The following is a 25,922-nucleotide window of genomic DNA, read 5'->3' as shown; positions in this document are numbered from 1 at the left end:
TCGCCCCGGTCACCGCCATGCGCCTGCGTTCCCTGATGACCCGCCTTGCCGCGTCCACCGTGCTGATCGCCGCCGCGATCGGTGCGCAGGCGGCCCCCTCGATTTCCGGGCGCGAACTGTCCGTCGGCGCCAGCGACGTGCAGCAGTATCTGGATGGCAGCTTTCCGCGAACCCAGGATGCGCTGGGCGGCCTGATCGCGCTGACCATGAGCCACCCGCAGCTGAGCCTGCCGGCCGGCGAACGCCTCGACCTCGGCATGGACCTGGCCCTGGCCACCGCCGGCGGCACGCCGACCAACCTGGGCAAGGTGAAGCTCAGCAGCGGCCTGCGCTACGACGCGCAGACCCAGGGCTTCCACCTGCAGGACCCGACCGTGGATGACTTCACCCCGGCCAGCCAGGGCGGCCGCCTCGATTCGCGTACTCGCGGCCTGCTCAACGCCGCGCTGAGCGATTACGCCCGCCGCGAGCCGATCTACAAGCTGGACCCGGCCGTGGCCGGCGTGCTGGGCGCGCTGCAGGTGCAGTCGGCACAGGTCAAGAATGGCAAGCTGGTGGTCTCCTTCAACCAGAACCTGGGCAACCTGGTGCCAGCCGGCCTTCTCGGCAAATAAGGTAGCGCCGGGCCGTGCCCGGCAGCTTTTGATGTTCCCGCGCTTCGCGCTCGCCGGGCATGGCCCGGTGCTACCGCATATCGCCCCGGTTGAAGGTAGCGCCGGGCCATGCCCGGCGGCACACCCTCACGCAGCCAGCGCCTTGACCACGGCCTCGCTGAAAGCCGGAATGTCATCCGGCTTGCGGCTGGTGATCAGGTTGCCGTCCACCACCACCTCGGCATCGCGCCAACGCGCGCCGGCATTGGCCAGGTCCTGCTGCAGCGACGGCCACGAGGTCACTTCGCGCCCCTTGGCCAGCCCGCTGTTGATCAGCAGCCACGGGCCATGACAGATTGCCGCGACCGGCTTGCCGGCATCGGCCACGCTGCGGATGAAGCCCAGCGCTGCCTCGTCGGTGCGCAGGGTGTCGGGATTGATGACGCCACCGGGCAGCACCAGGGCATCGAAGCGCCCGGCATCGGCCTCGGCCAGCGCCAGGTCCACCGCCACCACGCCACCCCAGTCCTTGTCCTTCCAGCCCTTGATGCTGGCCTCCTGCGCGGGGGAGACCACGGTGACGATCGCGCCCTGCGCTTCCAGCAGGCGCTTGGGTTCGATCAGTTCGGACTGTTCAAAGCCGTGGGTCGCGAGGATGGCGACCTGCTTGCCGGCGATACGCTGTGCCATGTCGTGTGCTCCAGTGAGGGAGCACACAGGGTCGGCGAACGGCCATTGCACGGCGGTGACCCGGTCGTGCACGGCAGGTGGAGAGGCCCCTGGTAGCGCCGGGCCATGCCCGGCGTCTGGTTCCGTCCGCGCTTCGCGCTCGCCGGGCACGGCCCGGCGCTACCAAACACCGGTCAGCGCTTGGGCTGCAGCATCGTGCCGGTGCACTTGGGCGAACCGCAGCGGCACTCCCAGATCTTCTTCAGCTTGGCGGTGTGGCGCTCGGCCAGCACGATGCCGTAGTTGTAGGTCAGCTCCTCGCCGGCGGTGATGTCGCGCAGCGCTTCGATGAAGACCTTGTCGCCACGGCTGTCGCCGTCCTCGTCTTCCTCGATCACCGCCTCGCAGTTCGGGTCGCAGCTGTGGTTGATCCAGCGTGCGTCGTTGCCCTTGTAGTTGGCGTCGATCACCCAGTCATCGTTGAGGGTGAACAGGAAGGTATGGCCACTTTCCACGTCGCCGCTGTCGTCGGCATCGACGTCGCCGTGGCTGCGCAGCAGGCCCTTGTACTGGATCACGCGCTCGCCCTGCTTGATCGGGGCCACGGCGAACACGCCGTTGCCATGGATGGCGGACTTGCGGGCTTGGATCTTCTTGGGCATCGGCAAGGGAGGTCTGCAGCGAAAGGAACCCCGATTCTCACTCATTCCGGGTGATTGCGAAAACAACCCGCATGCCGCAGCATTACGCCCCGGTGGCCCCCGGTGTCCTGTTCCCGGCCGGCCGACGACCGCCCCCAGCGCCGCCTGAATGGCCGGGTTGGATGCTGGCGAAGAAAAGCGTACAATTTCAGTCCGCTTTAAGAACCACTCGCATCCCCCATGTTGCGCGTCACCAAACTCACCGATTACGCCACCGTCGTGCTGACCGTACTCGCCGCCCGCCCGGGTGAAGTGCTGAGTGCGACCGAGCTGGCCGAATTCACCGGTCTGGAACCGCCCACCGTCAGCAAGGTGCTCAAGCCGCTGGCCCAGGCCGGCCTGGTCGAAGGCCTGCGCGGTGTCCGCGGCGGCTACCGGCTGACCCGCCCGTCCGTCGAGATCTCGCTGTTCGAGGTGGTCGAAGCGATGGAAGGGCCGCTGGCACTGACCGAATGCAGCCACGACCACCACCAGTGCAACATGGCGCCCAAATGCGGTGCGCGCAGCAGCTGGCGGCTGATCAACGACGTGGTTTCCGAGGCCCTGCGCGATGTCACCCTCGCCCAGATCCTGCCCCCCCTTCCCCTTGTCGATGACGAACAGCGCCGCACCATCGCTGTCGACGTCGTCTCCTGATCCGTAGGCAGCCCCCCCATGGCCACCGAAACCATCGAAACCGTCGCCCACGACGACACCCCCAACCGCGAGATCCATGAGCAGCTCGGTCGCAAGTATTCGGCCGGCTTCATCACGGAGATCGAATCGGACTCCCTGCCGCCGGGCCTGGACGAGGACACCATCCGTGCCCTGTCGGCCAAGAAGGAGGAGCCGGAATGGATGACGCAATGGCGCCTGGACGCCTACCGCCACTTCCTGACCATGCCGATGCCGAACTGGGCCAAGCTGCAGATCGCCCCGATCGACCTGCAGGCGCTCAGCTACTACTCCGCGCCGAAGGGCCCGAAGTACGCCTCGCTGGATGACGTGCCGAAGGAACTGCTGGACACCTACGACAAGCTGGGCGTGCCGCTGCACGAGCGTGCCAAGCTGGCCGGCGTGGCGGTGGACGCGGTGTTCGACTCGGTATCCGTCGGTACCACCTTCCGCAAGGAACTGGCCGAGAAGGGCATCATCTTCTGCTCGATGTCCGAGGCCATCAAGGAACACCCGGAGCTGGTGCGCCAGTACCTGGGCACCGTGGTGCCGGTGGGCGACAACTACTTCGCCGCGCTCAACTCGGCGGTGTTCTCCGATGGCAGCTTCGTGTTCATTCCCAAGGGCGTACGTTGCCCGATGGAACTGAGCACCTACTTCCGCATCAACGCCGGCCACACCGGCCAGTTCGAGCGCACCCTCATCGTGTGCGAGGACAAGGCCTACGTCTCCTACCTGGAAGGCTGCACCGCGCCGATGCGCGATGAGAACCAGCTGCACGCCGCGGTGGTCGAGCTGGTCGCGCTGGAAGATGCGGAGATCAAGTACTCCACCGTGCAGAACTGGTACCCGGGCGACGAGAACGGCGTCGGCGGCATCTACAACTTCGTCACCAAGCGTGCCGAATGCCGTGGTGCGCGCAGCAAGGTCACCTGGACCCAGGTCGAGACCGGTTCGGCGATCACCTGGAAGTACCCGTCCTGCGTGCTGCTGGGCGACGATTCGGTGGGCGAGTTCCACTCGGTGGCGCTGACCCACCACCGCCAGCAGGCCGACACCGGCACCAAGATGATCCACGTCGGCAAGCGCACCAAGAGCAAGATCGTCAGCAAGGGCATCAGCGCCGGCCGCGGCCAGAACACCTACCGCGGCCTGGTCAAGGTCGACCGCAACGCCGATGGCGCGCGCAACTACACCCAGTGCGATTCGCTGCTGATCGGCAAGCAGTGCGGTGCCCACACCTTCCCCTACATCGAGGTGAAGAACCCGGGTGCCACCGTCGAGCACGAGGCCACCACCTCGAAGATCTCCGACGACCAGCTGTTCTACTGCCGCGCCCGTGGCATCAGCCAGGAAGACGCGGTGTCGATGATCGTCGACGGCTTCTGCAAGCAGGTGTTCCGCGAACTGCCGATGGAATTCGCGGTGGAAGCCAAGAAGCTGCTGGAAGTCTCGCTGGAAGGTTCGGTGGGCTGACCGCCCGCCCCTGCCCCTCGCAAACGCATTCTCTTTATCGGCGGGCCGCGGCCCGCCCCACGGAAATCCCCACCATGCTGAAGATCGAAAACCTCCACGCCCGCATCGGCGACAAGGAAATCCTCAAGGGCCTGTCGCTGGAAGTGAAGCCCGGCCAGGTGCACGCCATCATGGGCCCCAACGGCGCCGGCAAGTCCACCCTGGGCAATGTCCTGGCCGGCCGTGACGGCTATGAAGTGACCGAAGGCAGCGTGCAGTTCGAAGGCAGCGACCTGCTCGACCAGGACCCGGAAGCGCGCGCCGCCGCCGGCCTGTTCCTGGCCTTCCAGTACCCGGTGGAAATCCCGGGTGTGAACAACACCTACTTCCTGCGCGCGGCCCTGAATGCCCAGCGCAAGGCGCGCGGCCAGGACGAACTGGATTCCATGCAGTTCCTGAAGCTGGTGCGGCAGAAGCTGGCCGTGCTGCACCTGAAGGACGAACTGCTGCACCGTGGCGTCAACGAAGGCTTCTCCGGTGGCGAGAAGAAGCGCAACGAGATCTTCCAGCTGGCCGTGCTCGAGCCGAAGCTGGCGATCCTCGACGAAACCGATTCGGGCCTGGACATCGACGCGCTGAAGAGCGTTGCCGACGGCGTCAACGCACTGCGCGCGGCCGACCGTTCGTTCCTGGTCATCACCCACTACCAGCGCCTGCTGGACTACATCAAGCCGGACGTGGTGCACGTGCTGGCCGATGGCCGCATCGTCAAGACCGGTGGCCCGGAACTGGCGCTGGAACTGGAAGCGCACGGCTATGATTTCCTCAAGGATCGCGTGGTGCGCGAGGCGGCGGTCTGATGAGCGCCCTGCTCGACTCGATGGCCCAGGCCTTCTGCGGCAGCGATGCGCGCCGCGAAGTGCTCGACACGGTGCTGCGCGATGGCCTGCCGGCCGCCCGCAGTGAAGCCTGGAAGTACACCTCGCTGCGCCAACTGGAGCGCCGCGCCTTCGCCGCCGCGCCGCTGTCGCCGCCGGTGCTGGATGCGGCCGTGCTGGAAGACATCCCGGCGCCGCGCCTGGTGTTCGTCAACGGCCGCCTCAGCGACGCGCTCAGCGACACCCACGGCCTGCCGGCCGGCGTGCAGCTGGAACCGCTGTCCTCGGCGCTGGCCGCCGGTGAGGATGCCGCGCGTTTCCTCGGCCGCCGCTACGAGCGCAGCGACGAGGTGTTCGCCCGCCTGAATGCCGCGCTGGCCGATGAAGGCGTGGTGCTGCGCGTGGACGAAGGCGTGCAGGTCGAAGTGCCGCTGCAGCTGGTGTTCGCCAGCGTGGCCGGCGAGACCGACCTGGCGTGGCACCACCGCCACCTGATCGAACTGCGTGCCGGCGCCAGCCTGGGCGTGGTCGAGCACCGCTTCAGCGTGGGCGAGTCGGCGCACCTGGACAACACCGTGCTGCATGCCCACGTCGCCCGCGATGCCGTGCTCAAGCACGCCCGCGTGCAGGCCGGCAGCGCACGCCAGACCAGCTTCCTGCGTACCGATGCGGTGCTGGCACGCGATGCCCAGTACCACCGCGTCGACCTGGAGCTGGGTGCCGCGCTCAGCCGCCACGAACTGAACGTGCGCCTGGAAGGTGACAACGCCCAGCTGACCGCCAACGGCGTGCTGCTTGGCAATGGCCGCCGCCACGTCGATACCCGCCTGGGCATCGACCACATCGCCCGCGACACCAGCAGCGAGCTGCTGTGGCGCGGCGTGGCCGCCAACCGCAGCCGCGTGGTGTTCCATGGTGGCATCCAGATCCGCGAAGGCGCCGACGGCACCGACGCGAACCTGTCCAACAAGAACCTGCTGCTGTCGGCCGACGCCGAGATCGACACCCAGCCGGTGCTGGTGATCGACGCCGACGAGGTGAAGGCCGCCCACGGTGCCACCGTCGGCCAGCTCGATGCCAACGCGCTGTTCTACCTGCGTTCGCGCGGCCTGCCGCAGCCGCAGGCACAGGCACTGCTGAGCGCCGCGTTCTGCCACGAGCCGCTGAAGGTGCTGCCCGAGGCCCTGCGCGAGCAGCTGGCGCGCCGCCTGGACAAGGCCCTGGCCGAGGCAGGTGTGGCATGAACCTGTCCACGCCGCGCCCGATCGAAACCCCTGCCGGCACGCCGGACTGGGACCGCGTCCGCCTCGACTTCCCGCTGCTGATGCGCGAAGTGCACGGCAAGCCGCTGGTGTATTTCGACAACGCCAACACCGGCCAGAAGCCGGTGCAGGTGATCGGCGCGGTGGACGAGTTCTACCGCCGCTACAACGCCAACGTCAGCCGTGCCGTGCACGCGCTGGGCACCGAGGCCACCGACGCCTACGAGGGCGCGCGCAACAAGCTTGCGCGCTTCCTCAACGTGCGCAGCAACGAGCTGGTGCTGTGCAGCGGCACCACCTTCGCCATCAATCTGGTGGCGTACTCGTGGGCGCTGCCGCGGCTGAAGGCCGGTGATGTCATCCTGGTCTCGCGCATGGAGCACCATGCCAACATCGTGCCGTGGCAGCTGGTTGCCCAGCGCACCGGCGCGACCATCCGCGTTGCCGAGATCACCCCCGATGGCGCGCTGGACCTTGACGCGCTGCGCAAGGCGATGACTCCCGAGGTCAAGCTGCTGGCCGTGGCCCACGTCTCCAACGTGCTGGGCACGGTCAACCCCGTGCGCGAGATCTGCCGTGAAGCGCGCAAGCGCGGCATCGTCACCGTCGTCGATGGTTCGCAGGCCGTGCCGCACCGCAAGGTCGACGTGGCTTCGATCGGCTGCGACTTCTACGCCATCACCGGCCACAAGATGTGCGGTCCGACCGGCACCGGTGTGCTGTGGGCACGTCGCGAGCATCTCGACGCGATGCCGCCGTTCCTCGGCGGTGGCGAGATGATCAAGGAAGTCAGCTTCGACGGCACTGTGTTCAACGACGCCCCGCACAAGTTCGAAGCCGGCACCCCGAACATCGCCGGCTTCATCGGCCTGGGCGTGGCCGTGGATTATCTGCAGGGCCTGGGCCTGGAGCACGTGGAAGCGCGCGAGGCCGACCTGCTGGCGCACTTCACTGAAGAACTGCGCAAGGTCGATGGCCTGCGCATCCTCGGCGAAGCGCCTGAGAAGGCCGCCGTGGTGTCCTTCCTGATCGACGGCGCGCACGCCCACGACCTGGCCACCCTGCTCGACCTGGAAGGCGTGGCCGTGCGTTCGGGCCAGCACTGCGCGCACCCGCTGCTGCAGTATTACGGCGTCGCCGCCACCTGCCGTGCCTCGCTGGCGTTCTACAACACGCACGCCGAGATCGAGCGCTTCATGACCGCACTGACCAAGGTGCGCAAGCTGCTGGGCTGAGGCCACGCAGCGGGGTCAGATCCCTTTCGCACCGCGAAAGGGCTCTGACCCCATCTCCCTACCCAACGTCACGTAGTCGACCGACTGTCACGCGTGCCGCGTTGGCGAATGCTCGGGGTCAGATCCCTTCGCGCAGCGAAGGGCTCTGACCCCTTGGCTTCCGGAGACACCCATGCCACGGCCGCGTCGTATTGATGCCCCCGGCTACCCGCAACACATCGTGCAGCGCGGCAACAATCGCCAAGCCGTTTTCTTCAGCACCTGTGACCCCGCGCTTTATCTGGGCCTGCTTCGTGATTGCGCGAACGAACACCGCTGCAGGATTCACGCCTATGTGCTCATGGGCAACCATGTCCATCTGCTGGTGACGCCCGACGCCCCCGGCGGGATCTCGCGGATGATGCAGGCAGTGAACCGCACCTACGTGCGCCATGTAAATGAGCGCGAACGCCGCACGGGCAGCCTCTGGGAAGGACGCTTCCATTCCACGGTGATTGATACGGATCGGTATCTGCTCGCCTGCCAGCGCTACATCGAGCTCAATCCGGTGCGGGCGGGCATGGTTGCGCATCCCGGGGACTATCGCTGGTCGAGCTATCGTGCCAACGCACGAGGCCGGTCGAATGCGTTGCTCGTGCCACATTCTGCGTTCGAGCTCATTGCCGCTGATGTGGAAGCGCGGCGCAGCCGCTATGCGGAATTCATCGAGCAAGGTGTTCCGGCGGGTGACCTGACGGCGATACGGCGGGCGTTGCAGTCGCAGCGTCGGTTGACGGAGACGCTGGTGGGGTCAGAGCCCTTTCGCTTCGCGAAAGGGATCTGACCCCGACTCTGACCCCGGCTCCGGCCCCGCGCCTTCCCCGCGCTGCCACGCGCGCGGGGTACAGCCCATCTGCGTGCGGAACGCCTTGCTGAAATGACTCAGGCTGGAGAACCCCACCGCCAGTGCGGTGTCGGTGACGCTGTGTCCGCCGTGAAGCATCCTGCCCGCGGCCTGCAGCCGCACTTCGCGCAGGTGGCCATGCACCGACGTCCCCACCAGCGCGCGGAAACCCGCCTGCAGGCGCTTCTCGCCCAGCCCGACCTCGCGCGCCAGCCGCTCCAGCGGCCACTCCTCGCCGAAGCGTGCATCCAGCAGCGCGCGCGCCTGCAGCACCCGCTGCCGCTCGCGCGCGGCAATACGTGCAGGCCCCTGGCCCGCGGCCTGCAGCTGGCCCAGCACGATGGCCAGCGCCTCCAGAGCCTTCGCGCGCAGGTACAGCGTGCGCACCACGTCGTCCTCGAAGCGGCAGCCCAGCACATCGGTGGCCACCCGCAGCAGCTCCGGCGGCGCCGGGAAACCGCCCATCAGGCTGTCCGAGCCCGGCACGCTGCAGTCCTGCAGGAAGCCGCCCTGCAGGGCCAGCAACGGTCGTCCGCCGGCACGCTCAAGGCCTTCCAAAGTGAAGCGGATATCGACCAGGCGGATGGCATTGCCGCCACGCATGCCGAAGCTGCCGGATACCGGCCGCTGCGCGGTCTGCACTACGGCGGTCCCGGGTCCGGCCTGCAGTGGCGGACCACCATCGAGCGCCATCCACGCCTGACCTTCCAGGAAGATGCCGATGCAGAACATCACCGGCCCCTGCGCGGTCACTTCCAGGTCGCGCTGCGGCCGCCCCTGCCAGCAGGCCAAGGTGATGTCGCCCAGATCGTCATGCACCTGCAGCAGCCGCGACCAGTCCTCCGGTAGCTGCACCACCGGGGACAGCGGATGGGCGTGCACGGCAGGAAGCGCGGGATCGTGATCGAGTGACATGGTGATTTGTTCCGGAAACCGCGCATCGGGGCGCGCGAACGACAGCAGGAGGACGCTTATTTGGGAATAGTTCCCATTTGCATCCTAGAGACTTCCCCCCATGCCCACAATCCATGCTGCCCGCGCGCCGCTTGCCCTGGCCCTCGGTCTGGCACTCTCCGGCACCGCCCTCGCCGAGACCACCACCCTGGATGCACCGGCCACCGACCTGCCCAGCGTCGTAGTCAGCGCCAGCAAGCGCGAACAATCATTGGCCAGCGTCGATGGCAGCGTCCATGTGGTCGAGCGCAGCCAGCTGCAGGCCGCGCAGGTGCACGACACGCTGGATCTGGCCCGCCTGCTGCCCGGTGTGCAGGCGTCCTCCAGTGGTTCGCTGCTGTTCCCGATCTTCAGCGTGCGCGGCATCACCTCGGCGCAGGACTTCTACAACCCGGCCCTCACCGTCTACGTGGACGGCATCCCGCAGCTGCCGGTGTTCGCCAGCCAGGCGCTGCTTGGTGCCGAGCGCGTGGAGCTGCTGAAGGGCCCGCAGGGCACGCTGTACGGCAAGAGCGCGCAGGGCGGCATCATCAGCGTCATCAGCGCCCCCGCCGATGACACCGCACACCTGCGCCTGCGCGCGGGCGTCTCCAGCCGCGGTGGCGAACTGCTGCAGGTCGATGCCAATGCGCCGTTGAAGGCCGATCTGCTGCAGGCCGACATCGCCCTGCTGCACAACGATGCACCGGGCGACCTGCACAACCCGGTCACCGGCCAGGACCATCAGGGCGGCACCAAGACTGACGCCGGCAAGCTGCGCCTGCGTCTGGCCCCGGGCGGTGCAGCGTGGTCGGCCGACGCCACCTTCGCGCGCGACTGCAGCACCAGCAGCCAGGATGCCTATGTGCCGTTCGATGATCCGGGCGCGCATGACATCTTCCTGTCGCCGGGCACGCCGGCCGCGTACGCTGGCTTCCACCAGCGGCGCTGCGGCAACAGCAGTTCGCTGGGCGTGCGCATGGACATCGGCCAGTGGCAGCTGAGCGCGACCGGCGGCTGGCAGACCATCGACATCGAGCGCTCGTTCGCCTCCGGCCCGTATTTCTCGGTGCAGCCCGAGCAGTGGCGGCAGAACACGCAGGAACTGCGGCTGGCCTCGCAGGGCACCGACCGCGCGTGGGACGGCGTGTTCGGTCTGTACCGGCAGAACAGTACGCAGGCGCGTGATTACCGCAATTTCCTGCCGATGTACGGCGTCGATGCCGTGCAATCGCATTCGGACAACCACAGCGTCGGCCAGGCCGCCTACGCCGATGTGACCTGGCACATGACACCGCGCTGGGACGTGTCCGGCGGCCTGCGCGCCTCGCGCGACCGTGCGCGCACGCAGTTCAACGGCTACGCCCTCGACTTCAGCGCGCTGCAGCCGCTGCCATTTGCCGGCAGCGCGCGCACCCAGGGTGACCACGTGCTCGGCCGCGTGGCCCTCGGCTTCCAGGCCAGCGATGCCTGGCGCCTGTACGCACGCGTCTCGCAGGGCTACAAGCCCGGCGGCTTCAACCTGGCGCCCACCAGCCTGGCCGACGCGGAAGCCTATGGCCGTGAGCGCTCCACCAGCCTGGAGCTGGGCGCGCGCGTGCAGGCCGGCACGGTCAGCGGCAGCGTGGCGCTGTACCAGATCGAGCTGCGCGATGCGCAGCTGTACAGCACCAACGAGGTCGGCTACGGCCACCTGGCCAACGTCGGCGACACCCGCTCGCGTGGCCTGGATGCGGATGTGCAGTGGCAGTTCGTGCCGCAGTGGCGGCTGAGCGCGGCGCTGCAGTTCAACGACGCCACCTTCCGCCGCTACGCCGACCCGATCGGCTGCGGTGACTGCCAGGGCAACGACGTGCCGTTCGCACCGTCGTTCAGCGGTGACCTCGCGCTGGAAGGCACGCTGGACAGCAGCATCGGCCAGTGGCGCCCGCGCCTGGCCGTGCGCCACATGGGCAGCCATTACTTCGATACCGCCAACCTGCTGCACCAGTCGGCCTACAGCGTGGTCGATGCCAGCCTGGCCTGGCAGCCGCGCGCCGGCTGGGAAGTAGCCGTGTACGCGCACAACCTGGGCGACCGCCACTACCGCACCTATGCCTTCAACGGCGGGCCGCTAGGCTATTACGCGCAGCCGGCGCTGGGCCGCACCGTCGGCATGACCCTCGGCCTGGAGTTCTGAGCATGGCCACGCACACCCCACACGCGCTGATCAGCGGCGCCGGTATCGCCGGTCTGGCCGCCGCCTGGTGGCTGCAGCGCATCGGCTGGCAGTGCACGGTGATCGAACAGGCGCCCGGCCTGCGCGATGGCGGCCACATGCTGGGACTGTCCGGCCCCGGCCTCGCTACTGCGCGGCAGATGGACCTGGTCGATGCACTGCAGGCGGTTGCCTTCCCCGACATGGGCCTGCACGTGTACCGCGACCGCAACGACCGCGAGATCCTGCGCATGGATTACCGCACCCTGCTGCGCGACATGCAGTGGATCACCCTGCGCCGCGGCGATCTGGTGCGCACCCTGTACCAGCGCGTAGCCGACATGGTCGAGGTGCGCTTCGGCCAGCGCATCACCGCCGTCGCCCAGGACGCGCATGCCGTGCAGGCCACCCTCGACGACGGCAGCGTGCTGCATGCCGATCTGCTGCTGGCCGCCGATGGCGTGCATTCGTGGCTGCGCCAGCAGCTGTTCGCCGCCGACGCGCAGGCGCTGCAGCCACTGGGCTACCGCTATGCGTCGTACGAGATCGACGACCCGCAGCAGCTGGCCGAGCAGTTCGTCTCCTACCCCGAACCGGCACTGCAGAGCGAGTACTACGCGCTCGGGCACGGCCGGCTGGCCGCGCTGCATGTGTGGCGCAGCGACGACTGCGGCGAAGTGGCCAGCCCTGCGCGCGTGCCTTTGCTGCAGCAGGTCACCGCACGCAGCAACCGCTTCGTGCGCTACGGCCTGCAGCATGCGGCCAGCGACAGCCCGGGGGTCATCGACGATCTCGCCCTGGTCACCCTGCCGCGCTGGCACACCGGGCGCGTGCTGCTGATGGGCGATGCCGCGCACAGCCTGTCGCTGATCTCCGGCCAGGGCGCCGGCATGGCCCTGGCCTCCGCCAGCGTGCTCGCGCAGGAGCTGCAGCGGGTGGCGGAACTGCCGCAGGCCGAAGCCATCGCCGCCGCACTGGAACGGCATGACCAGCGCCTGCGGCCGACGGTCCTGCGCCTGCAGCAGCGCAGCCGGCGCCTGGCCCCGGCCTTCGTGCCGGCCAAGGCCTGGTCGTTCCACCTGCGCAACCTGGCGCTGCGGTCGATGCCCGACGCCATGCTGCGCCGGTTCTTCCTCAACGGCCTGAAATCCGAGGCCGAAGCGATGGCCGCACTGGCCTGAATCCAGCTGGGGTCAGATCCCTTTCGCACCGCGAAAGGGCTCTGACCCCATCACGTGCAGAACCCGGCCGCGCGCAATCGTCTTTCCCTCCCACAGCGAGACATCCGCGCCCACGTTCACCGTGGCAAGCGCCTCCTCCGGGCAGAGAAACGCAACGGGAAGTTCGTAGCTCTCCCCAAGCACGGCTCGTCCTTCCTGCAACAGCAGGCGGCAGTCAAATGCACGGCCCGCCACGAACAGCGGGCAGGCGTATACCTGCCCCACGATGTCACCCCGCCTCCCACCCTCGGCGCTCGACAGAAAGCGAACGGAGACAACAGCGTCGAATCGCATGGTCATGCCCTCAAGATCCTCCCTGGATCCAGGTTCCCATAGTGCCGTCACTTTCGCAGGGATGGGGTCAGATCTCTTTCGCACCGCGAAAGGGCTCTGACCCCGAACCATTTTGCGGGCGCCCCCGCCCCACCTAGAATGGCGGCATGAGCACCCTGACTTTCCGTGCCGCCACGTCGGCCGACATCCCCGCCCTGATCACCCTGGTCACCTCGGCCTACCGTGGCGACGCCAGCCGCGCCGGCTGGACCACCGAGGCCGACCTGCTGGACGGCGCCCGCATCGATGCCGAGGGCATCCAGGGCGACCTGGACCGCCCGCGCTCGACCATCCTGCTGGCTGAACGCGAGGGCCGCCTGGTGGCCTGCGCCCACGTCGCCGATGTCGACGGCAAGGGCTATTTCGGCATGTTCTCGGTCGACCCGGCGCAGCAGGGCGGTGGCGTCGGCAAGCAGCTGATGGACGCGGCCGAAGCCCATGCCGCGCGCGAGTGGAACGTGCCGGTCATGCAGATGACGGTGATCGACGTGCGCGATGAACTGATCGCCTTCTACGAACGCCGCGGCTACCAGCGCACCGGCATCAAGAAGCCGTTCCCCTATGGCGACGAGCGCTTCGGCATCCCCAAGCGCGACGACCTGCGCTTTGAAATCCTGGAAAAGCCGCTGGCCGGGGCCTCGGCATGAGCGAGGCCTGGACCTTCGTCTGCGCCGGTGCCGAGCTGCTGCCCGGCGAAATGAAGAGCGTGTTCGATGAAGTGACCGGCACGCCGATCGTGGTGTTCAACCTCGACGGCGAGCTGTATGCGCTGGAAGACCAGTGCACGCACGAAGAGTTCGAGCTGTCCTCGGGCGAGTTCAACACCACCGAAGGCAGCATCGAGTGCGTGCTGCATGGTGCACGCTTCGACGTGCGTGATGGCCGCGCCCTGTGCGCCCCGGCCTATACCGCGGTGCCCAAGTTCCCGACCAAGCGCGAGCACGACGCGATCTGGACCCGCGACGACCGCGAGTGATCCGAGCGGGGGCACCCATGCCCCCGCCGCCGCGCCCCCCCCTCTGCCGACCGTCATCCACCCAGGGGGTGGATCTACTCCAGATTGGTCACCCGCGCCCTCTGCGCGCCCCCCCAGCGCCCCTGCGCACCGCTTACGAACCCCTGCCAAACGCGCAGATGCGAATCATTATCGTTGATGTTATTCTCCGCCGCGACTTCGTAACGGTTTGTAACGAACCGCACCATGGCTTCGCCTGCAGCCACCGCCACGCTGTGCCAGCTCGCCCGACAGGGGTGGCCACTGCTCGTGGCCGCGCTGCTGACGCTGTGGCTGGGGTGGTCGGCGCTCAATGAGGGGCGCGATGTCCTTACGGACGTCACCCTGCAGCCATCTGCGGCGACGCTGGATGCCAATGCCAGCGAACCGCCACGCGAATCACCGCCACGCGAGCCTGTCGCGCCGCGCATCGAGTCCGGGGCAGAAGGCGGCCACGGCGATGGCACTCCCCTGCTGCATCGCCTGTGCCTGCGCGTTCCAGAGTCGGGCCCGCAGACCCTGCGCGTGCCTGTGCGCAACGTGGCGCCGGTACGCCTTGCGGCACGCCGTCAGCCCCCCTCGCATGCACCACCCGCACTGCTGAGCTGAGCCGCCCGCCGGCCCATCCGTCGCACCCGCGCGTCCGCGCCAACCATCCCCACGCCTTCTGTCCCGTCGACCACCGTGCCGACGGGCTCTTCCCGCATCCGGCAAAGCCCATCCCATGACCTCGATCAAGAGCCGCAAGCACGCCTCCCCGCTTCGTTCCCTGCCCCTGGCCACCGCCAGCCTGGCCGCCGGCCTCGGCCTGGCCGCGCTGCCCGCCGTCGCCATGGCAGACGCCACCGACAACGCACGCACGCTGGACAAGATCGACGTGCATGCCACGCGCGGCTACAAAGCCGACAAGGTCGCCTCGCCGAAGTTCACCCAGCGCCTGCAGGACACGCCGCAGACGATCCAGGTCATCACCAGCGACCTGTTCAACCAGCAGGGCGCCACCACCCTCACCGAAGCGCTGCGCAACAGCCCGGGCGTCGGCACCTTCTATGCGGGTGAGAACGGCAACACCACCACCGGCGATGCGCTGTTCATGCGCGGCTTCGACACCTCCAACAGCCTGTTCGTGGACGGCGTGCGCGATCTGGGCTCGATCTCGCGCGATGTCTTCAACATCGAACAGGTTGAAGTGACCAAGGGCCCGGCCGGCACCGACAACGGCCGCTCGGCACCCACCGGTGCGATCAACCTGGTCAGCAAGCAGGCCAACCTGCAGGATGCGACCTCGGCCAGCGTGTCGCTGGGCAGCGACCAGCAGCGCCGCACCACCGGCGACTGGAACCAGTCCCTGGGGGCGACCAGCGCACTGCGTATCAACGGCATGTGGCAGGACAGCGACCAGCCCGGCCGCGACCACGTGCAGAACAAGCGCTGGGGCATCGCGCCGTCGCTGGCCTTCGGCCTGGGCACCGAGACCCGCTACTACCTCAACCTGCTCTATGTGAAACAGGACAACGTGCCCGATGGCGGCGTGCCGACCCTGGGCCTGCCGGGCTGGACGCCGCAGCCGACGCTGGAAGCGCTGGCCGGCCATCCGGTGGACCCGGAAAACTTCTACGGCACCCGTGCAGACCACGACGACGTGACCGCGAAGATGGCCACGTTCCGCTTCGAGCATGACTTCAACGACAGCGTGCGCCTGACCAACACCGCCCGCTGGGGCCGCACCGAACAGGACTACCTGCTGACCGCGTTCATGGGCACCGGCGTGCGCGGCACTGGTGGACGGCCGACCGGCAACATCACCTATACCAACGCAGCGGATCTTTCGACCTACGCGATCGCGCGCAGCCTGCCGACCTTCAAGGACCAGCGCAACACCATCCTGACCGACCAGGTGAACCTGCGCGCCGACTTCAACACCGGCGCGGTGGGCCACGCCCTGAGTGCAGGTCTGGAATTCACCCGCGAAGAGCTGGACAGCTACGGCCAGGCCGCCACCGGTGGCAGCAGCTGGCCTGCGGCGAACCTGTACGACCCCGACTGGAACGTGGCTGGCCTGACCTGGGCGCACAACGGTGCCGACGCGCACGGCAAGACCACCACGTCCTCGGCCTACGTGTTCGATACGTTGTCGTTTGGCGAGAGCTTCCTGCTGACCGCAGGCGTGCGTGCCGATCACTACAAGACCGAGTACGCCAGCGCCTCGGTGTGTGGCGGCCGTGGCGGCCCGGTCTGCGGCAGCAACCCGACCGGCACCGTGCTGCGCAATCCCACGCTGGAAGCCTCCGATACGCTGCTGAACTGGAAGCTGGGTGCCCTGTACAAGGTCGGTGACACGGTCAGCGTCTACGCCAATTACGCAATTTCGCAGCAGCCTCCGGGCGGTGCCAACTTCCAGCTGAGCAGCTCGGCCAGCAGCGCCGACAACCCGAAGCTGGATCCGCAGAAGGCCAAGACGTTCGAAGTCGGCAGCAAGTGGGGCTTCCTCGATGATGCACTGGCCTTGAACCTGGCCCTGTTCCAGACCGACGTGGACAACGAGATCAACACCACCGTGCTCGACGACGCCGGCAACCCGACGCAGACCGGCAGCAAGCGGGTCAAGGGCGTGGAGCTCTCCGCGGTCGGCCGCCTGACCGACAACTGGTCGATCACCGCCGGCTACAGCCACCTGGATACCGAGGTGAAGGAAGGCGCCAACGTCGCCGCGGACGGCACCACCAACCTCACCTACACGCCGGCCGACACCTTCACCGGCTGGACCAGCTACACCCTGCCGTTCGGCCTGACCCTCGGCGGTGGCGTGCGCTACGCCGGTGGCATGCACCGCGGTACCGACGGTGCCGTCGGCACCCCGGCGTTCACCAAATCGTATGTGGTCTACGACGCGGTGGTGTCCTGGGCGATCAACGAGAACGTGTCGCTGCGCTTGAACGGCTACAACCTGTTCGACAAGCAGTACGTGGCCAGCATCAACAAGAGCGGCTACCGTTACACCCCGGGTGCCCCGCGCACCTTCCTGCTCAGCGCGGACGTCCGTTTCTGATGGCCAAGGCGCGGGAGAGCCGGACTCTCCCGCCCATCAACGAGGAACCTGCATGCTGCTGCACATCCCCAACGTGCTGGTGCCTGAAGAGGTCAGCCTGATCCGCCAGCAGCTGGACGCGGCGCAATGGGCCGACGGGCGCGAAACCGTCGGTGCCCAGGGCGCGCAGGTGAAGCACAACGAACAACTGCCCGATGCCTCGCCCTTGAAGGCCGAGCTCGGCCAGGGCGTGCTCGCCGCGCTGCGGCGCAGCCCGCTGTTCTTTGCGGCCGCGCTGCCGCTGAAGATCCTGCCACCTCGCTTCAACCGCTACAGCGGCGGCGGCACCTACGGCTTCCACGTCGATGGCGCGGTGATGAACCTGGCCCACGGCGAGCAGCTGCGCTCGGACATCTCCTGCACCCTGTTCCTGTCCGCGCCGGAGGAGTACGACGGCGGCGAACTGGTCATCAGCGATACCTACGGCGAGCACGAAGTGAAGCTGCCGGCCGGCGACCTGATCGTGTACCCGTCCAGCAGCCTGCACCAGGTCAACCCGGTCACCCGTGGTGCCCGCGTAGCCTCGTTCTTCTGGGTGCAGAGCATGGTCCGCGACGACGTGCAGCGGCGCCTGCTGTGGGAGATGGACACCTCCATCGAACGCCTGCGGCAGACCGGCGGCGATGCCGGCGCGGTGCTGCAGCTGACCGGCGTGTACCACAACCTGCTGCGGCGCTGGAGCGAGGTCTGAGGCCAGCGCCGCGGCCCTGCGACATTTTGGCAATCATTCTCATTTGCAACCGCTAACAGCTCTCATTACAATCACGCCCCGTTGACGTCGGATGGCCCGGCGCACACCCAGGGGTTGCCTGCCTTGCGTCGCCCGTTCCGCCCTCGCCCGCTTCGCCTCGTGCAGTTCGGTACCGCCATGCGCGGTCATCGCCCTGCGCTGGCCAGCCTGTTGGCGTGGGTGGCGATGCTGGCGTTGCTGCTGGGCACCCTGCCGCTGCTGCCGCACGGACAGGCTGACGCCGCCGCCCAGGCCTGGCAGCAGCCGATGGAAGGCCGCGGCGGTGAAGTGCCGGTGGAAGAAGAGGCGCCGGCCAAGCTGCGCCGCTGTGTCTGCACGCCGACCAAGGCGGCCGACAAGGCTCCACCACCGCCGCTGCTGCTGGCCAGCCAGTGGCTGCGCAGCGAACTCGATCTGGTTCCCCTCGCCCCGGCCGACGCCGGGGTGCGTCCGCATTGGCCGCTGGCCGCACCGGACATGCCCTGGGCCGACGCGCCCGGGCGCCGCCAGCAACGCGGCCAGGCGCCGCCGCTGGCCTGATCTCCGGCCCCGCGTGACCGCGCCTGCGGTCGCGCCTGCGCGCCGCTGCCTGCTCCATCCCCTGCTGCATCCCTGCTGCCCCTGACCGGGGCTCCCCGTGCATGTCGCGCGTTCCGCGCCGGCATCGCACCACCCTGCATCCTTCGAGGTTACTGCCATGGCCCAGCGCCATCGTGTCCGTTCGTCCCTGTCCCGCCACCTGCTGACCAGCGCCGTGCTGGCCGCCTTCGCCAGCCCCGCCTTCGCCAACGGTGCCGCCGCAGGCGCACCGCAGACCCTGGATACCGTAGTGGTCACCGCTTCGGGCTTCGAACAGAAGATCACCGATGCCCCTGCCAGCATTTCCGTCATCACCCAGGAAGAGCTGACCACCCGCCCCTACATGACCCTGCTGGACGCGGTGCGCGATCTGGAAGGCGTGGACGTGGGCGAAACCCGCGACAAGACCGGCCAAGGCACCATCTCCATGCGTGGCATGGGTTCGGATTACACGCTGATCCTGGTCAATGGCCGCCGCCAGAACAACCACGGCGACATCTACCCAAACAACTTCGGCGGCAACCAGTTCAACCACATCCCGCCGCTGGATGCGATCGAGCGCATCGAAGTGATCCGCGGCCCGGCCTCCACTCTGTATGGCGCCGACGCGATGGGCGGCGTCATCAACATCATCACCAAGCGTTCGCTGGATCGCTGGAGCGGTTCGGCCACGCTGGGCGGCACCTTCGAAACCGACGACCAGTTCGGCGACGACCGCACCGCTGATGTGTACGTGACCGGCCCGCTGGTGCCCAACGTGCTGAACCTTTCGGCGCGCGCCAGCTGGTACGACCGCGATGCCTCCAACCCGGTGTACAGCCCGGTACTCGATCCCAGCGGTGTGGCTCACGACCGCTCGCTGGGCTTCGGTGGCGGCGGCAAGACCGTGGACAACACCAACAAGGCCGGCGGCATCAGCCTGGACTGGAACATCAGCGATGCCCAGCGCCTGACCCTGGACTACGACACCTCGCGCCAGGAGTACGACAACGCGATCAAGATCAACGATGCCGGCGAAGAGGAATACCCGGTCGGCACCGTGGACAGCATCAGCAGCATCTGGCGCAGCAGCAACTTCTGCAGTGGTGCCAGCGGCGCCAATGCCAACGCCTGCCGCAGCAACGGCGGCACGTGGTCGCGCCGCGCCGATCCGCGCGTGGGCTACAGCCCCAGCCAGGAATTCACCCGCGACGCCTGGGCGGTCACCCACGAAGGCCGCTGGGGCTTCGGCAACAGCCTGGTTTCCCTTTCGCACGTGGCTACCAACAACGACGGGCGCACCATGCCCTTCACCGTGGCCGAGCGCGTGCAGCTGCTGCAGATGATCGATGCCACCGGCCCCTACGCCGGGCTGCCGCTGGCCGAACGCCGCGCACTGGCCGAGTCCACGTTCCTGCCGCGCCCGGCGCGCACGCTGGAAAGCGAGCAGTACACGCTGGATGCCAAGCTGGACATCCCGTTCCAGGCGGCAGGCCAGCACGTCGCCGTGGTGGGCGCACAGGTGATCCGCGGTGAACTGACCGACGGTGTGTTCGGTACCGAACGTGGTACGCCGGGCCTGAGCCAGGATCACAACATGTACTCGCTGTTCGCCGAGGACACCTGGACCGTGCTGGCACCGCTGGCGATCACCTACGGCCTGCGCTACGACGACCATGAAGTGTTCGGCGACCAGCTCAGCCCGCGCCTGTACGGCGTGTACACCGTCAACGAGGCCTGGACGGTGAAGGGCGGCGTCAGCACCGGCTTCAAGACGCCCAAGACCACGCAGCTGTACGACGGCGTGATCGGTTTCGGTGGCCAGGGCACCTCACCCATGTTCGGCAACCCGGACCTGAAGCCGGAAACCAGCACCAGCACGGAACTGGCCGTGTACTGGCAGCACCCCGCCGGGCACAGCTTCAATGCCACCGCCTTCCACAACCGCTTCGACGACAAGATCGCCTCGCAGCCCTGCGGCGCCGCGCTGACCCTGTCGTGCAGTTCCACCGGTGAATATGCCGATCTGGGCTACGCCAGCAGCACCCGCACGGTGAACATCGACGAGGTGGTGATCCAGGGTGCGGAAGTGGCCGGGCGCTGGAGCATCAGCGATCAGTTCAGCCTGCGCGCCAACTACACCTTCACCGACAGCGAGCAGAAGAGCGGCGCCGAAAAGGGCCGGCCATTGGGCAACAGCGCGCGGCACATGGCCAATGCCACCTTCGATTGGCGCGCCAGCGACCGCTTCAACGTGTTCCTGACCGCCGAAGCGCGTTCCAAGCGCTACGGTGGCATCAGCACGGTGACCGGCCAGGAGCGCTACTACAAGGATTACACCGTGCTGCACCTGGGCGCCTCGTTCGAAGCCACCGAGTGGCTGACCGTGAATGCCCGCATCAACAACCTGCTGGACCGCGACTTCACCACCTACCAGACCTACTTCACCGATCTGGACGGCGACGGCATCTACACCGATGACACCAATGAAGTGCTGTTCGAGGACGACTACAACAACAAGGACAAGGCCCGCAGCGTCTGGGTCAGCCTTAACTTCCGCTTCTGACGCGTGTGACGGCCGCAGCCCGCCCCGCGCGGGCCTGCGGCCGGATACAAAGAGACATCTAATTGCGAGCCATTCTCATTAATGCTGTAATGGGTAGTCTTCACCCGTCCCGAAAAACGCCGTGAGCCGTCCCGCCTCTTCCGCCGTGCAGCAGCAACAAAGCCGTGGCTTCTGGCTGCGTACGCTGCACCAGTGGCACTGGATCAGCTCGGCGGTGTGCCTGATCGGCATGCTGCTGTTCGCGGCCACCGGCCTGACCCTGAACCACGCGGCGAAGATCGAAGCCAAGCCGCAGGTGCAGAACCAGAAGCTGGAACTGCCGGCCGAGCTGCTGGGCGCGCTGGGTGACCGCGAAGACGGCAACGCGCCCATTCCGCTGCCCGCCCGGCAATGGCTGGATGCGCAGCTGGACATCGGCATCGGCGGGCGCCCCGCCGAATGGTCGCCGGAAGAGATCTACCTGTCGCTGCCGCGCCCCGGCGGCGACGCCTGGCTGAGCATCGACCGCGAAAGCGGTGCGGTGGAATTCGAATCGACCTCGCGCGGCGTGGTGTCCTACCTCAACGACCTGCACAAGGGCCGCAATGCCGGCCCGGCGTGGGGCTGGTTCCTGGACCTGTTCGCGGTGGCCTGCCTGGTGTTCTGCATCACCGGCCTGTTCCTGCTGCACCTGCATGCGCGGCAGCGGCGCATGACCTGGCCGCTGGTCGGCCTGGGCCTGATGATCCCGCTGCTGATCGCCCTGTTGCTGATCCACTGACTTCCATCCGTTCCCTCCGGAGCCGCCCCATGCGCGTCACCCTCACCATCGCCCTCAGCGGCCTGCTGGCCACCTCGCCGGCCTACGCCGCCACCCTCGACATCAACGTCGAAGTGCCCAAGCTCAACGTCGCCGAATACCACCGCCCGTATGTGGCCGTGTGGCTGGAAGGCGCCGACCAGAAGGTCGCCGCCAACCTGTCGGTCTGGTACCAGCAGACCGGCAACAGCGAAGGCCATGGCAGCAAGTGGCTGCCCGACCTGCGCCAGTGGTGGCGCAAGAGCGGCCGCACCCTGCAGGTGCCGGTGGACGGCGTGACCGGTCCGACCCGCCCGGCTGGCAAGCACGCGCTGTCCTTCAGCGACCAGCAGCCGGCGCTGAAGCAGCTGGCCCCGGGCAGCTACACCCTGGTGGTGGAAGCGGTGCGCGAAGTCGGCGGCCGCGAACTGCTGAAGATCCCCTTCACCTGGCCGGCCACCGCCGCACAGACTGGCAAGGCGCAGGGCGCCACCGAGCTGGGCCAGGTCACCCTGGCCGTCAAGCCGTAACTGCATGACCCGGGGGTCAGAGCCCTTTCCGCCGGAAAGGGATCCGACCCCACCCGCAGCATCCCGGGGTCGGATCCCTTCCGCAGGAAGGGCTCTGACCCCACCACCACCCTGGAGTCTTCCGCATGAAGCGCACGCTCGTCCTAGCCGCCGCCCTGGCCGCTGCCCTTCCGTTCTCCGCCCTGGCCCACAAGGCCTGGCTGCTGCCCTCGCAGACCGTCATCGCCGGCAACGCGCCGTGGATCACCGTTGACGGCGCCGTCTCCAACGACCTGTTCTATTTCAACCACGTGCCGCTGCGCCTGGAATCGCTGGTCATCACCGCGCCGGACGGCAGCAGCGTGCAGCCCCAGAACGCGGCCACCGGCAAGTACCGCAGCGTGTTCGACCTCGAACTGAAGCAGCAGGGGACCTACCGCATCGCCTCGGTCAATGACGGCCTGTTCGCCACCTACGAACAGAACGGCGAGCGCAAGCGCTGGCGCGGCAGCGCCGCCACCTTCGGCGAACTGCCCAAGGACGCGAAGAAGCTGGAAGTGAGCCAGTCGGTGGGCCGCGTGGAAACCTTCGTCACCAACGGCGCACCGAACGACACCGCGCTGAAGCCGACCAACCGCGGCATCGAACTGGTGGCCGTGGGCCATCCGAATGATCTGTTCGCCGGCGAGGAAGCGACCTTCCGCGTGCTGGTGGATGGCAAGCCGACCGCCGGCCTCGAGTTCGAGATCGTGCGTGGCGCCACCCGCTACCGCAACGCGCAGGACGAGCTGAAGCTGACCAGCGACGCCAAGGGCGAGATCAAGGTGACCTGGCCGGAAGCCGGCATGTACTGGCTGGAAACCGGCACCGAAGACAACAAGACCTCGGTGAAGCAGGCCGCCAAGCGCCGCCTGAGCTACGTCGCCACCCTGGAAGTGCTGCCGCAGTAACGTGGACCGCGGTGCCGGGCCCGTCCCGGCATCGCGCCTGCAACGCCCCGCCATGACCGATTCCCTGCTCGACATCGCCCGCCTCGGCGGCACCACCATGGGCACCACCTGGAGTGTGTCGCTGGTGGCGCCACGCCAGCGCGACCTGCACCCGCTGCACGCCGGCATCGAGGCGCGCCTGGATGAGGTGGTCGCGCAGATGAGCACCTGGGAAGCCGGTTCGGACCTGGGCCGCTACAACCGCGCCGACGCCGGCCAGTGGTGCCCGCTGCCGGCCGAAACCCGCTATGTGCTGGCCGCCGCGCAGTCGATTGCCGCTGCCAGCGAGGGCGCCTTCGATCCCACCCTGGGCCCGCTGGTCGCGCTGTGGGGCTTCGGTGCACAGGCCGGCCCACGCCGCGTGCCCGACGCCGCCACCCTGCAGGCCACCCGCGCCCGCTGCGGCTGGCAGCACCTGCAGTGGCGCGATGATGCGCTGCTGCAACCCGGTGGCCTGGAACTGGATCTCTCTGCGATTGCAAAAGGCTTCGGTGTCGACCACGTCGCCGCCTGGCTGCGCGCGCAGAGCATCACCGCTGCGCTGATCGAAGTGGGCGGCGAACTGGCCGGCTACGGCCGCAAGCCCGATGGGCAACCGTGGCGCGTGCTGGTGGAATCGGCGCCGGAAGAAGACGCGCACACCGACACGCCGCCGCGCGTGCTGGCACTGGATGGCAAGGCCGTGGCCACCTCGGGCGACCGCTGGCACCAGTACCAGGCCGATGGCCAGGCCTACAGCCACAGCCTGGACCCGCGCAGCGGCATGCCGGTGCGCCAGGTCGCCGCCGCCGTGACCGTGGTTGCCGACGATGCGATGCACGCCGATGCCTGGGCCACCGCGCTGACCGTCCTCGGCCGCGAACAGGGCCTGGCCCTGGCCGAGCGCGAAGGTCTGGCCGCGCGCTACCTGGAACGGGCCATCGACGGCCCGCGCGAAACCCTCAGCAGCGCCTTCCAGCGCCTGCTCGACGAGCAGGCCGCATGAGCGGCCGACCGTCGCGTGCCGTACTCGGCAACCTGATCGTGATGGTGCTGCTGGCCGTGGCCGGCTACGCACTGCTGCGCCTGCACCTGGGCGAAACCTGGTGGCAGGGCACGCCACCCGCGCGGCATTGGCAGGGCGCGCTGCTGGCGACGGCGCTGTACGCGCTGGCCTGCACCGCACTGTGGTGGCGCGGCCGCCCACGCGATGACGCCGCCAGCGGTGATGTCGCACCGCTGCTGCTGGTGTGGTCCAGCCAGACCGGCTTCGCCCGCGAACTGGCCGAACGCAGCGCCGAGGCCCTGCGCGCCGCCAGCCTGCCGGTGCGCGTGCGCGGCCTGCACGAAGTCGACGCCGCACTGATGGCGCAGAGCCAGCGTGCACTGTTCATCGCCAGCACCACCGGCGAAGGCGATGCCCCTGACCACGCCCTGCCCTTCCTGCGCCGGGTGATGAGCACCTCGCCCACGCTGGGCCACCTGCAGTTCGGCGTGCTTGCGCTGGGCGACCGCAGCTACGGCCACTTCTGCGCGTTCGGCCACCAGCTCGATGACTGGCTGCGCCAGCACGGCGCGCACCCGATGTTCGATGCGATCGACGTCGACAACGCCGATCCCGCCGCGCTGCGCCACTGGCAGCAGCTGCTCGGGCAGATCGGCGGCGGCGCCAGCGAACTGCCCGACTGGAGCCCGGCCGACTACCAGCCGTGGCCGCTGCTGCAGCGCGAACACCTCAACCCCGGCAGCCTCGGCGGGCCGGTGTACTGGCTGCGCCTGCAGCCACCGGCCGGCAGTGATGCGCAGTGGCAGGCCGGCGATATTGCCGAGATCGGCCCGCAGCACGCCGCGTCCAGCACGCGCGACTGGCTGCGCGAACGCGACTTCAATCCGGAGCTGCCGCTGGACGATGGCCGCACCCTGCTGGATCACGTGGTGCGCGCGCACCTGCCCAGCCTGGTGGCGCCCGGCGACCTGCCCGGGCTGCTGGCGGCACTGCAGCCGCTGCCGCACCGCGAGTATTCGATTGCCTCGGTGATGGCCGATGGCGCGCTGGAACTGCTGCTGCGCCGCCAGCTGCGCGCCGACGGCACGCCCGGCATCGGCAGTGGCTGGCTGTGCGACCACGCGGTGCTGCACGAACCGGTGCAGCTGCGCCTGCGCCGCAACCAGAATTTCCACGGCGTTGCTGCCGAGGTGCCGCTGCTGCTGATCGGCAACGGTACTGGCATCGCCGGCCTGCGCGCGCACCTGCACGAACGCGCCCGCACCGGCGCGCGCCGCAGCTGGCTGCTGTTCGGCGAACGCTCGGCCGCACACGATTTCCATTTCGGCGAGGAACTGCAGGCGATGCTGGCCGACGGTACGCTGGCACGACTGGATGCGGTGTTCAGCCGCGATGGCGGCGCGCATCGTTACGTGCAGGACCGGCTTCTGGCCGAAGCCACGACGCTGCGGCAGTGGGTGGAGGAAGGCGCCACCATCCTGGTCTGTGGCAGCCTGCAGGGCATGGCCCCGGCGGTGGACGCAGTGATCGAGCAGGTGCTCGGTGCCGACGGCAAGGAAGCGCTGCTGCTGGCCGGTCGTTACCGGCGCGACGTCTATTGACCACCGATCGGGGTCGGATCCCTTTCCGCAGGAAAGGGCTCTGACCCCAACCGCATCCACGACGCCCCATCACGCCGGGCATGGCCCGGCGCTACCCGGCGGTCGTTACCC

General features: G+C 68.3%; 25 protein-coding genes. 21 read left to right on the top strand and 4 right to left on the bottom strand.

The annotated features are described in order from the left end of the window. Window positions 1-17: 17 nt before the first annotated feature. A complete protein-coding gene (locus IAE56_RS08205; protein ID WP_200752183.1) occupies window positions 18-614 on the top strand; it encodes a DUF1439 domain-containing protein in 597 nt (198 codons plus the stop codon). Window positions 615-740: 126 nt separating this feature from the next. On the opposite strand, the gene IAE56_RS08200 is transcribed toward IAE56_RS08205, so the two are convergent. Together IAE56_RS08200 and IAE56_RS08195 are read right to left on the bottom strand one after the other, a co-directional pair. Beyond that, window positions 741-1,283 (bottom strand): type 1 glutamine amidotransferase domain-containing protein, encoded by a 543-nt coding sequence (locus IAE56_RS08200; RefSeq protein ID WP_200752182.1) that lies wholly within the window; start codon window positions 1,281-1,283, stop codon window positions 741-743. Between the two features lie 173 nt (window positions 1,284-1,456). Then, complete coding sequence (locus tag IAE56_RS08195) at window positions 1,457-1,924, bottom strand: SET domain-containing protein-lysine N-methyltransferase (RefSeq protein ID WP_108770630.1); 468 nt, start codon at window positions 1,922-1,924, stop codon at window positions 1,457-1,459. A gap of 219 nt (window positions 1,925-2,143) precedes the next feature. On the opposite strand from IAE56_RS08195, the gene IAE56_RS08190 reads away from it, so the two are divergent. From IAE56_RS08190 to IAE56_RS08165, 6 genes are all read left to right on the top strand, one after another. Beyond that, a complete protein-coding gene (locus IAE56_RS08190; RefSeq protein ID WP_164073266.1) occupies window positions 2,144-2,599 on the top strand; it encodes an SUF system Fe-S cluster assembly regulator in 456 nt (151 codons plus the stop codon). A gap of 18 nt (window positions 2,600-2,617) precedes the next feature. Further along, window positions 2,618-4,093, top strand: coding sequence for a Fe-S cluster assembly protein SufB (sufB, locus tag IAE56_RS08185; RefSeq protein WP_079220956.1), 1,476 nt, complete (start codon window positions 2,618-2,620; stop codon window positions 4,091-4,093). A 74-nt stretch (window positions 4,094-4,167) separates the two neighbouring features. After that, window positions 4,168-4,932, top strand: a complete 765-nt coding sequence (gene sufC / locus IAE56_RS08180) for a Fe-S cluster assembly ATPase SufC (RefSeq protein WP_108764333.1) — start codon at window positions 4,168-4,170, stop codon at window positions 4,930-4,932. Then, on the top strand, window positions 4,932-6,194 hold the full coding sequence (gene sufD / locus IAE56_RS08175) for a Fe-S cluster assembly protein SufD (protein WP_200752181.1): 1,263 nt from the start codon (window positions 4,932-4,934) through the stop codon (window positions 6,192-6,194). Before sufC ends, sufD begins: the two co-directional genes overlap by 1 nt. After that, window positions 6,191-7,447 carry a cysteine desulfurase gene (locus tag IAE56_RS08170; RefSeq protein WP_200752180.1) on the top strand — a complete coding sequence of 419 codons (1,257 nt, stop codon included), beginning with the start codon at window positions 6,191-6,193 and terminating at the stop codon, window positions 7,445-7,447. The genes sufD and IAE56_RS08170 overlap by 4 nt, the downstream gene beginning before the upstream one ends. Before the next feature lie 172 nt (window positions 7,448-7,619). Further along, a complete protein-coding gene (locus IAE56_RS08165) occupies window positions 7,620-8,270 on the top strand; it encodes a transposase (RefSeq protein ID WP_200752179.1) in 651 nt (216 codons plus the stop codon). On the opposite strand, the gene IAE56_RS08160 is transcribed toward IAE56_RS08165, so the two are convergent. Continuing rightward, on the bottom strand, window positions 8,238-9,245 hold the full coding sequence (locus IAE56_RS08160; RefSeq protein ID WP_200752178.1) for an AraC family transcriptional regulator: 1,008 nt from the start codon (window positions 9,243-9,245) through the stop codon (window positions 8,238-8,240). The two genes, IAE56_RS08165 and IAE56_RS08160, sit on opposite strands and share 33 nt — an antisense overlap. A gap of 100 nt (window positions 9,246-9,345) precedes the next feature. On the opposite strand from IAE56_RS08160, the gene IAE56_RS08155 reads away from it, so the two are divergent. Then, window positions 9,346-11,442 carry a TonB-dependent receptor gene (locus IAE56_RS08155; protein ID WP_200752177.1) on the top strand — a complete coding sequence of 699 codons (2,097 nt, stop codon included), beginning with the start codon at window positions 9,346-9,348 and terminating at the stop codon, window positions 11,440-11,442. A 2-nt stretch (window positions 11,443-11,444) separates the two neighbouring features. Further along, on the top strand, window positions 11,445-12,641 hold the full coding sequence (locus IAE56_RS08150; protein WP_200752176.1) for an FAD-dependent monooxygenase: 1,197 nt from the start codon (window positions 11,445-11,447) through the stop codon (window positions 12,639-12,641). 12 nt (window positions 12,642-12,653) lie between these two features. On the opposite strand, the gene IAE56_RS08145 is transcribed toward IAE56_RS08150, so the two are convergent. After that, window positions 12,654-12,980, bottom strand: a complete 327-nt coding sequence (locus IAE56_RS08145; protein WP_200752175.1) for a hypothetical protein — start codon at window positions 12,978-12,980, stop codon at window positions 12,654-12,656. A gap of 140 nt (window positions 12,981-13,120) precedes the next feature. Between IAE56_RS08145 and IAE56_RS08140 the strand changes: the two genes are divergently transcribed. From IAE56_RS08140 to IAE56_RS08085, 12 genes are all read left to right on the top strand, one after another. After that, on the top strand, window positions 13,121-13,660 hold the full coding sequence (locus IAE56_RS08140) for a GNAT family N-acetyltransferase (protein ID WP_108768069.1): 540 nt from the start codon (window positions 13,121-13,123) through the stop codon (window positions 13,658-13,660). Then, window positions 13,657-13,989, top strand: a complete 333-nt coding sequence (locus IAE56_RS08135) for a non-heme iron oxygenase ferredoxin subunit (RefSeq protein WP_200752174.1) — start codon at window positions 13,657-13,659, stop codon at window positions 13,987-13,989. The genes IAE56_RS08140 and IAE56_RS08135 overlap by 4 nt, the downstream gene beginning before the upstream one ends. 225 nt (window positions 13,990-14,214) lie before the next feature. After that, the gene (locus IAE56_RS08130; protein WP_200752193.1) at window positions 14,215-14,616 is read left to right on the top strand and encodes a hypothetical protein; all 402 of its coding nucleotides are present in this window, start codon (window positions 14,215-14,217) and stop codon (window positions 14,614-14,616) included. Between the two features lie 115 nt (window positions 14,617-14,731). Beyond that, the gene (locus IAE56_RS08125) at window positions 14,732-17,056 is read left to right on the top strand and encodes a catecholate siderophore receptor Fiu (protein WP_200752173.1); all 2,325 of its coding nucleotides are present in this window, start codon (window positions 14,732-14,734) and stop codon (window positions 17,054-17,056) included. A gap of 52 nt (window positions 17,057-17,108) precedes the next feature. After that, entirely contained in the window at window positions 17,109-17,786 is a 678-nt protein-coding gene (locus tag IAE56_RS08120; RefSeq protein WP_200752172.1) for a Fe2+-dependent dioxygenase, read from the top strand. A 177-nt stretch (window positions 17,787-17,963) separates the two neighbouring features. Then, complete coding sequence (locus tag IAE56_RS08115; protein ID WP_200752171.1) at window positions 17,964-18,365, top strand: hypothetical protein; 402 nt, start codon at window positions 17,964-17,966, stop codon at window positions 18,363-18,365. Window positions 18,366-18,522: 157 nt separating this feature from the next. Next, window positions 18,523-20,949, top strand: coding sequence for a TonB-dependent receptor (locus IAE56_RS08110; protein WP_200752170.1), 2,427 nt, complete (start codon window positions 18,523-18,525; stop codon window positions 20,947-20,949). 121 nt (window positions 20,950-21,070) lie between these two features. Then, complete coding sequence (locus IAE56_RS08105) at window positions 21,071-21,709, top strand: PepSY-associated TM helix domain-containing protein (RefSeq protein ID WP_200752169.1); 639 nt, start codon at window positions 21,071-21,073, stop codon at window positions 21,707-21,709. A 29-nt stretch (window positions 21,710-21,738) separates the two neighbouring features. After that, a complete protein-coding gene (locus IAE56_RS08100; protein WP_200752168.1) occupies window positions 21,739-22,257 on the top strand; it encodes a DUF2271 domain-containing protein in 519 nt (172 codons plus the stop codon). A gap of 125 nt (window positions 22,258-22,382) precedes the next feature. After that, complete coding sequence (locus IAE56_RS08095; protein ID WP_200752167.1) at window positions 22,383-23,186, top strand: DUF4198 domain-containing protein; 804 nt, start codon at window positions 22,383-22,385, stop codon at window positions 23,184-23,186. Window positions 23,187-23,238: 52 nt separating this feature from the next. Beyond that, entirely contained in the window at window positions 23,239-24,210 is a 972-nt protein-coding gene (locus IAE56_RS08090; RefSeq protein ID WP_200752166.1) for an FAD:protein FMN transferase, read from the top strand. Continuing rightward, entirely contained in the window at window positions 24,207-25,811 is a 1,605-nt protein-coding gene (locus tag IAE56_RS08085; RefSeq protein ID WP_200752165.1) for a sulfite reductase subunit alpha, read from the top strand. Before IAE56_RS08090 ends, IAE56_RS08085 begins: the two co-directional genes overlap by 4 nt. The last annotated feature ends 111 nt before the right edge of the window (window positions 25,812-25,922 follow it).

Source organism: Stenotrophomonas sp. S41 (assembly GCF_016624625.1).
In the GTDB taxonomy this organism is placed as follows: Bacteria; Pseudomonadota; Gammaproteobacteria; order Xanthomonadales; family Xanthomonadaceae; genus Stenotrophomonas.
The sequence above is the reverse complement of the archived record's forward strand: the minus strand, read 5'-3'. Positions and strand labels throughout refer to the sequence as shown.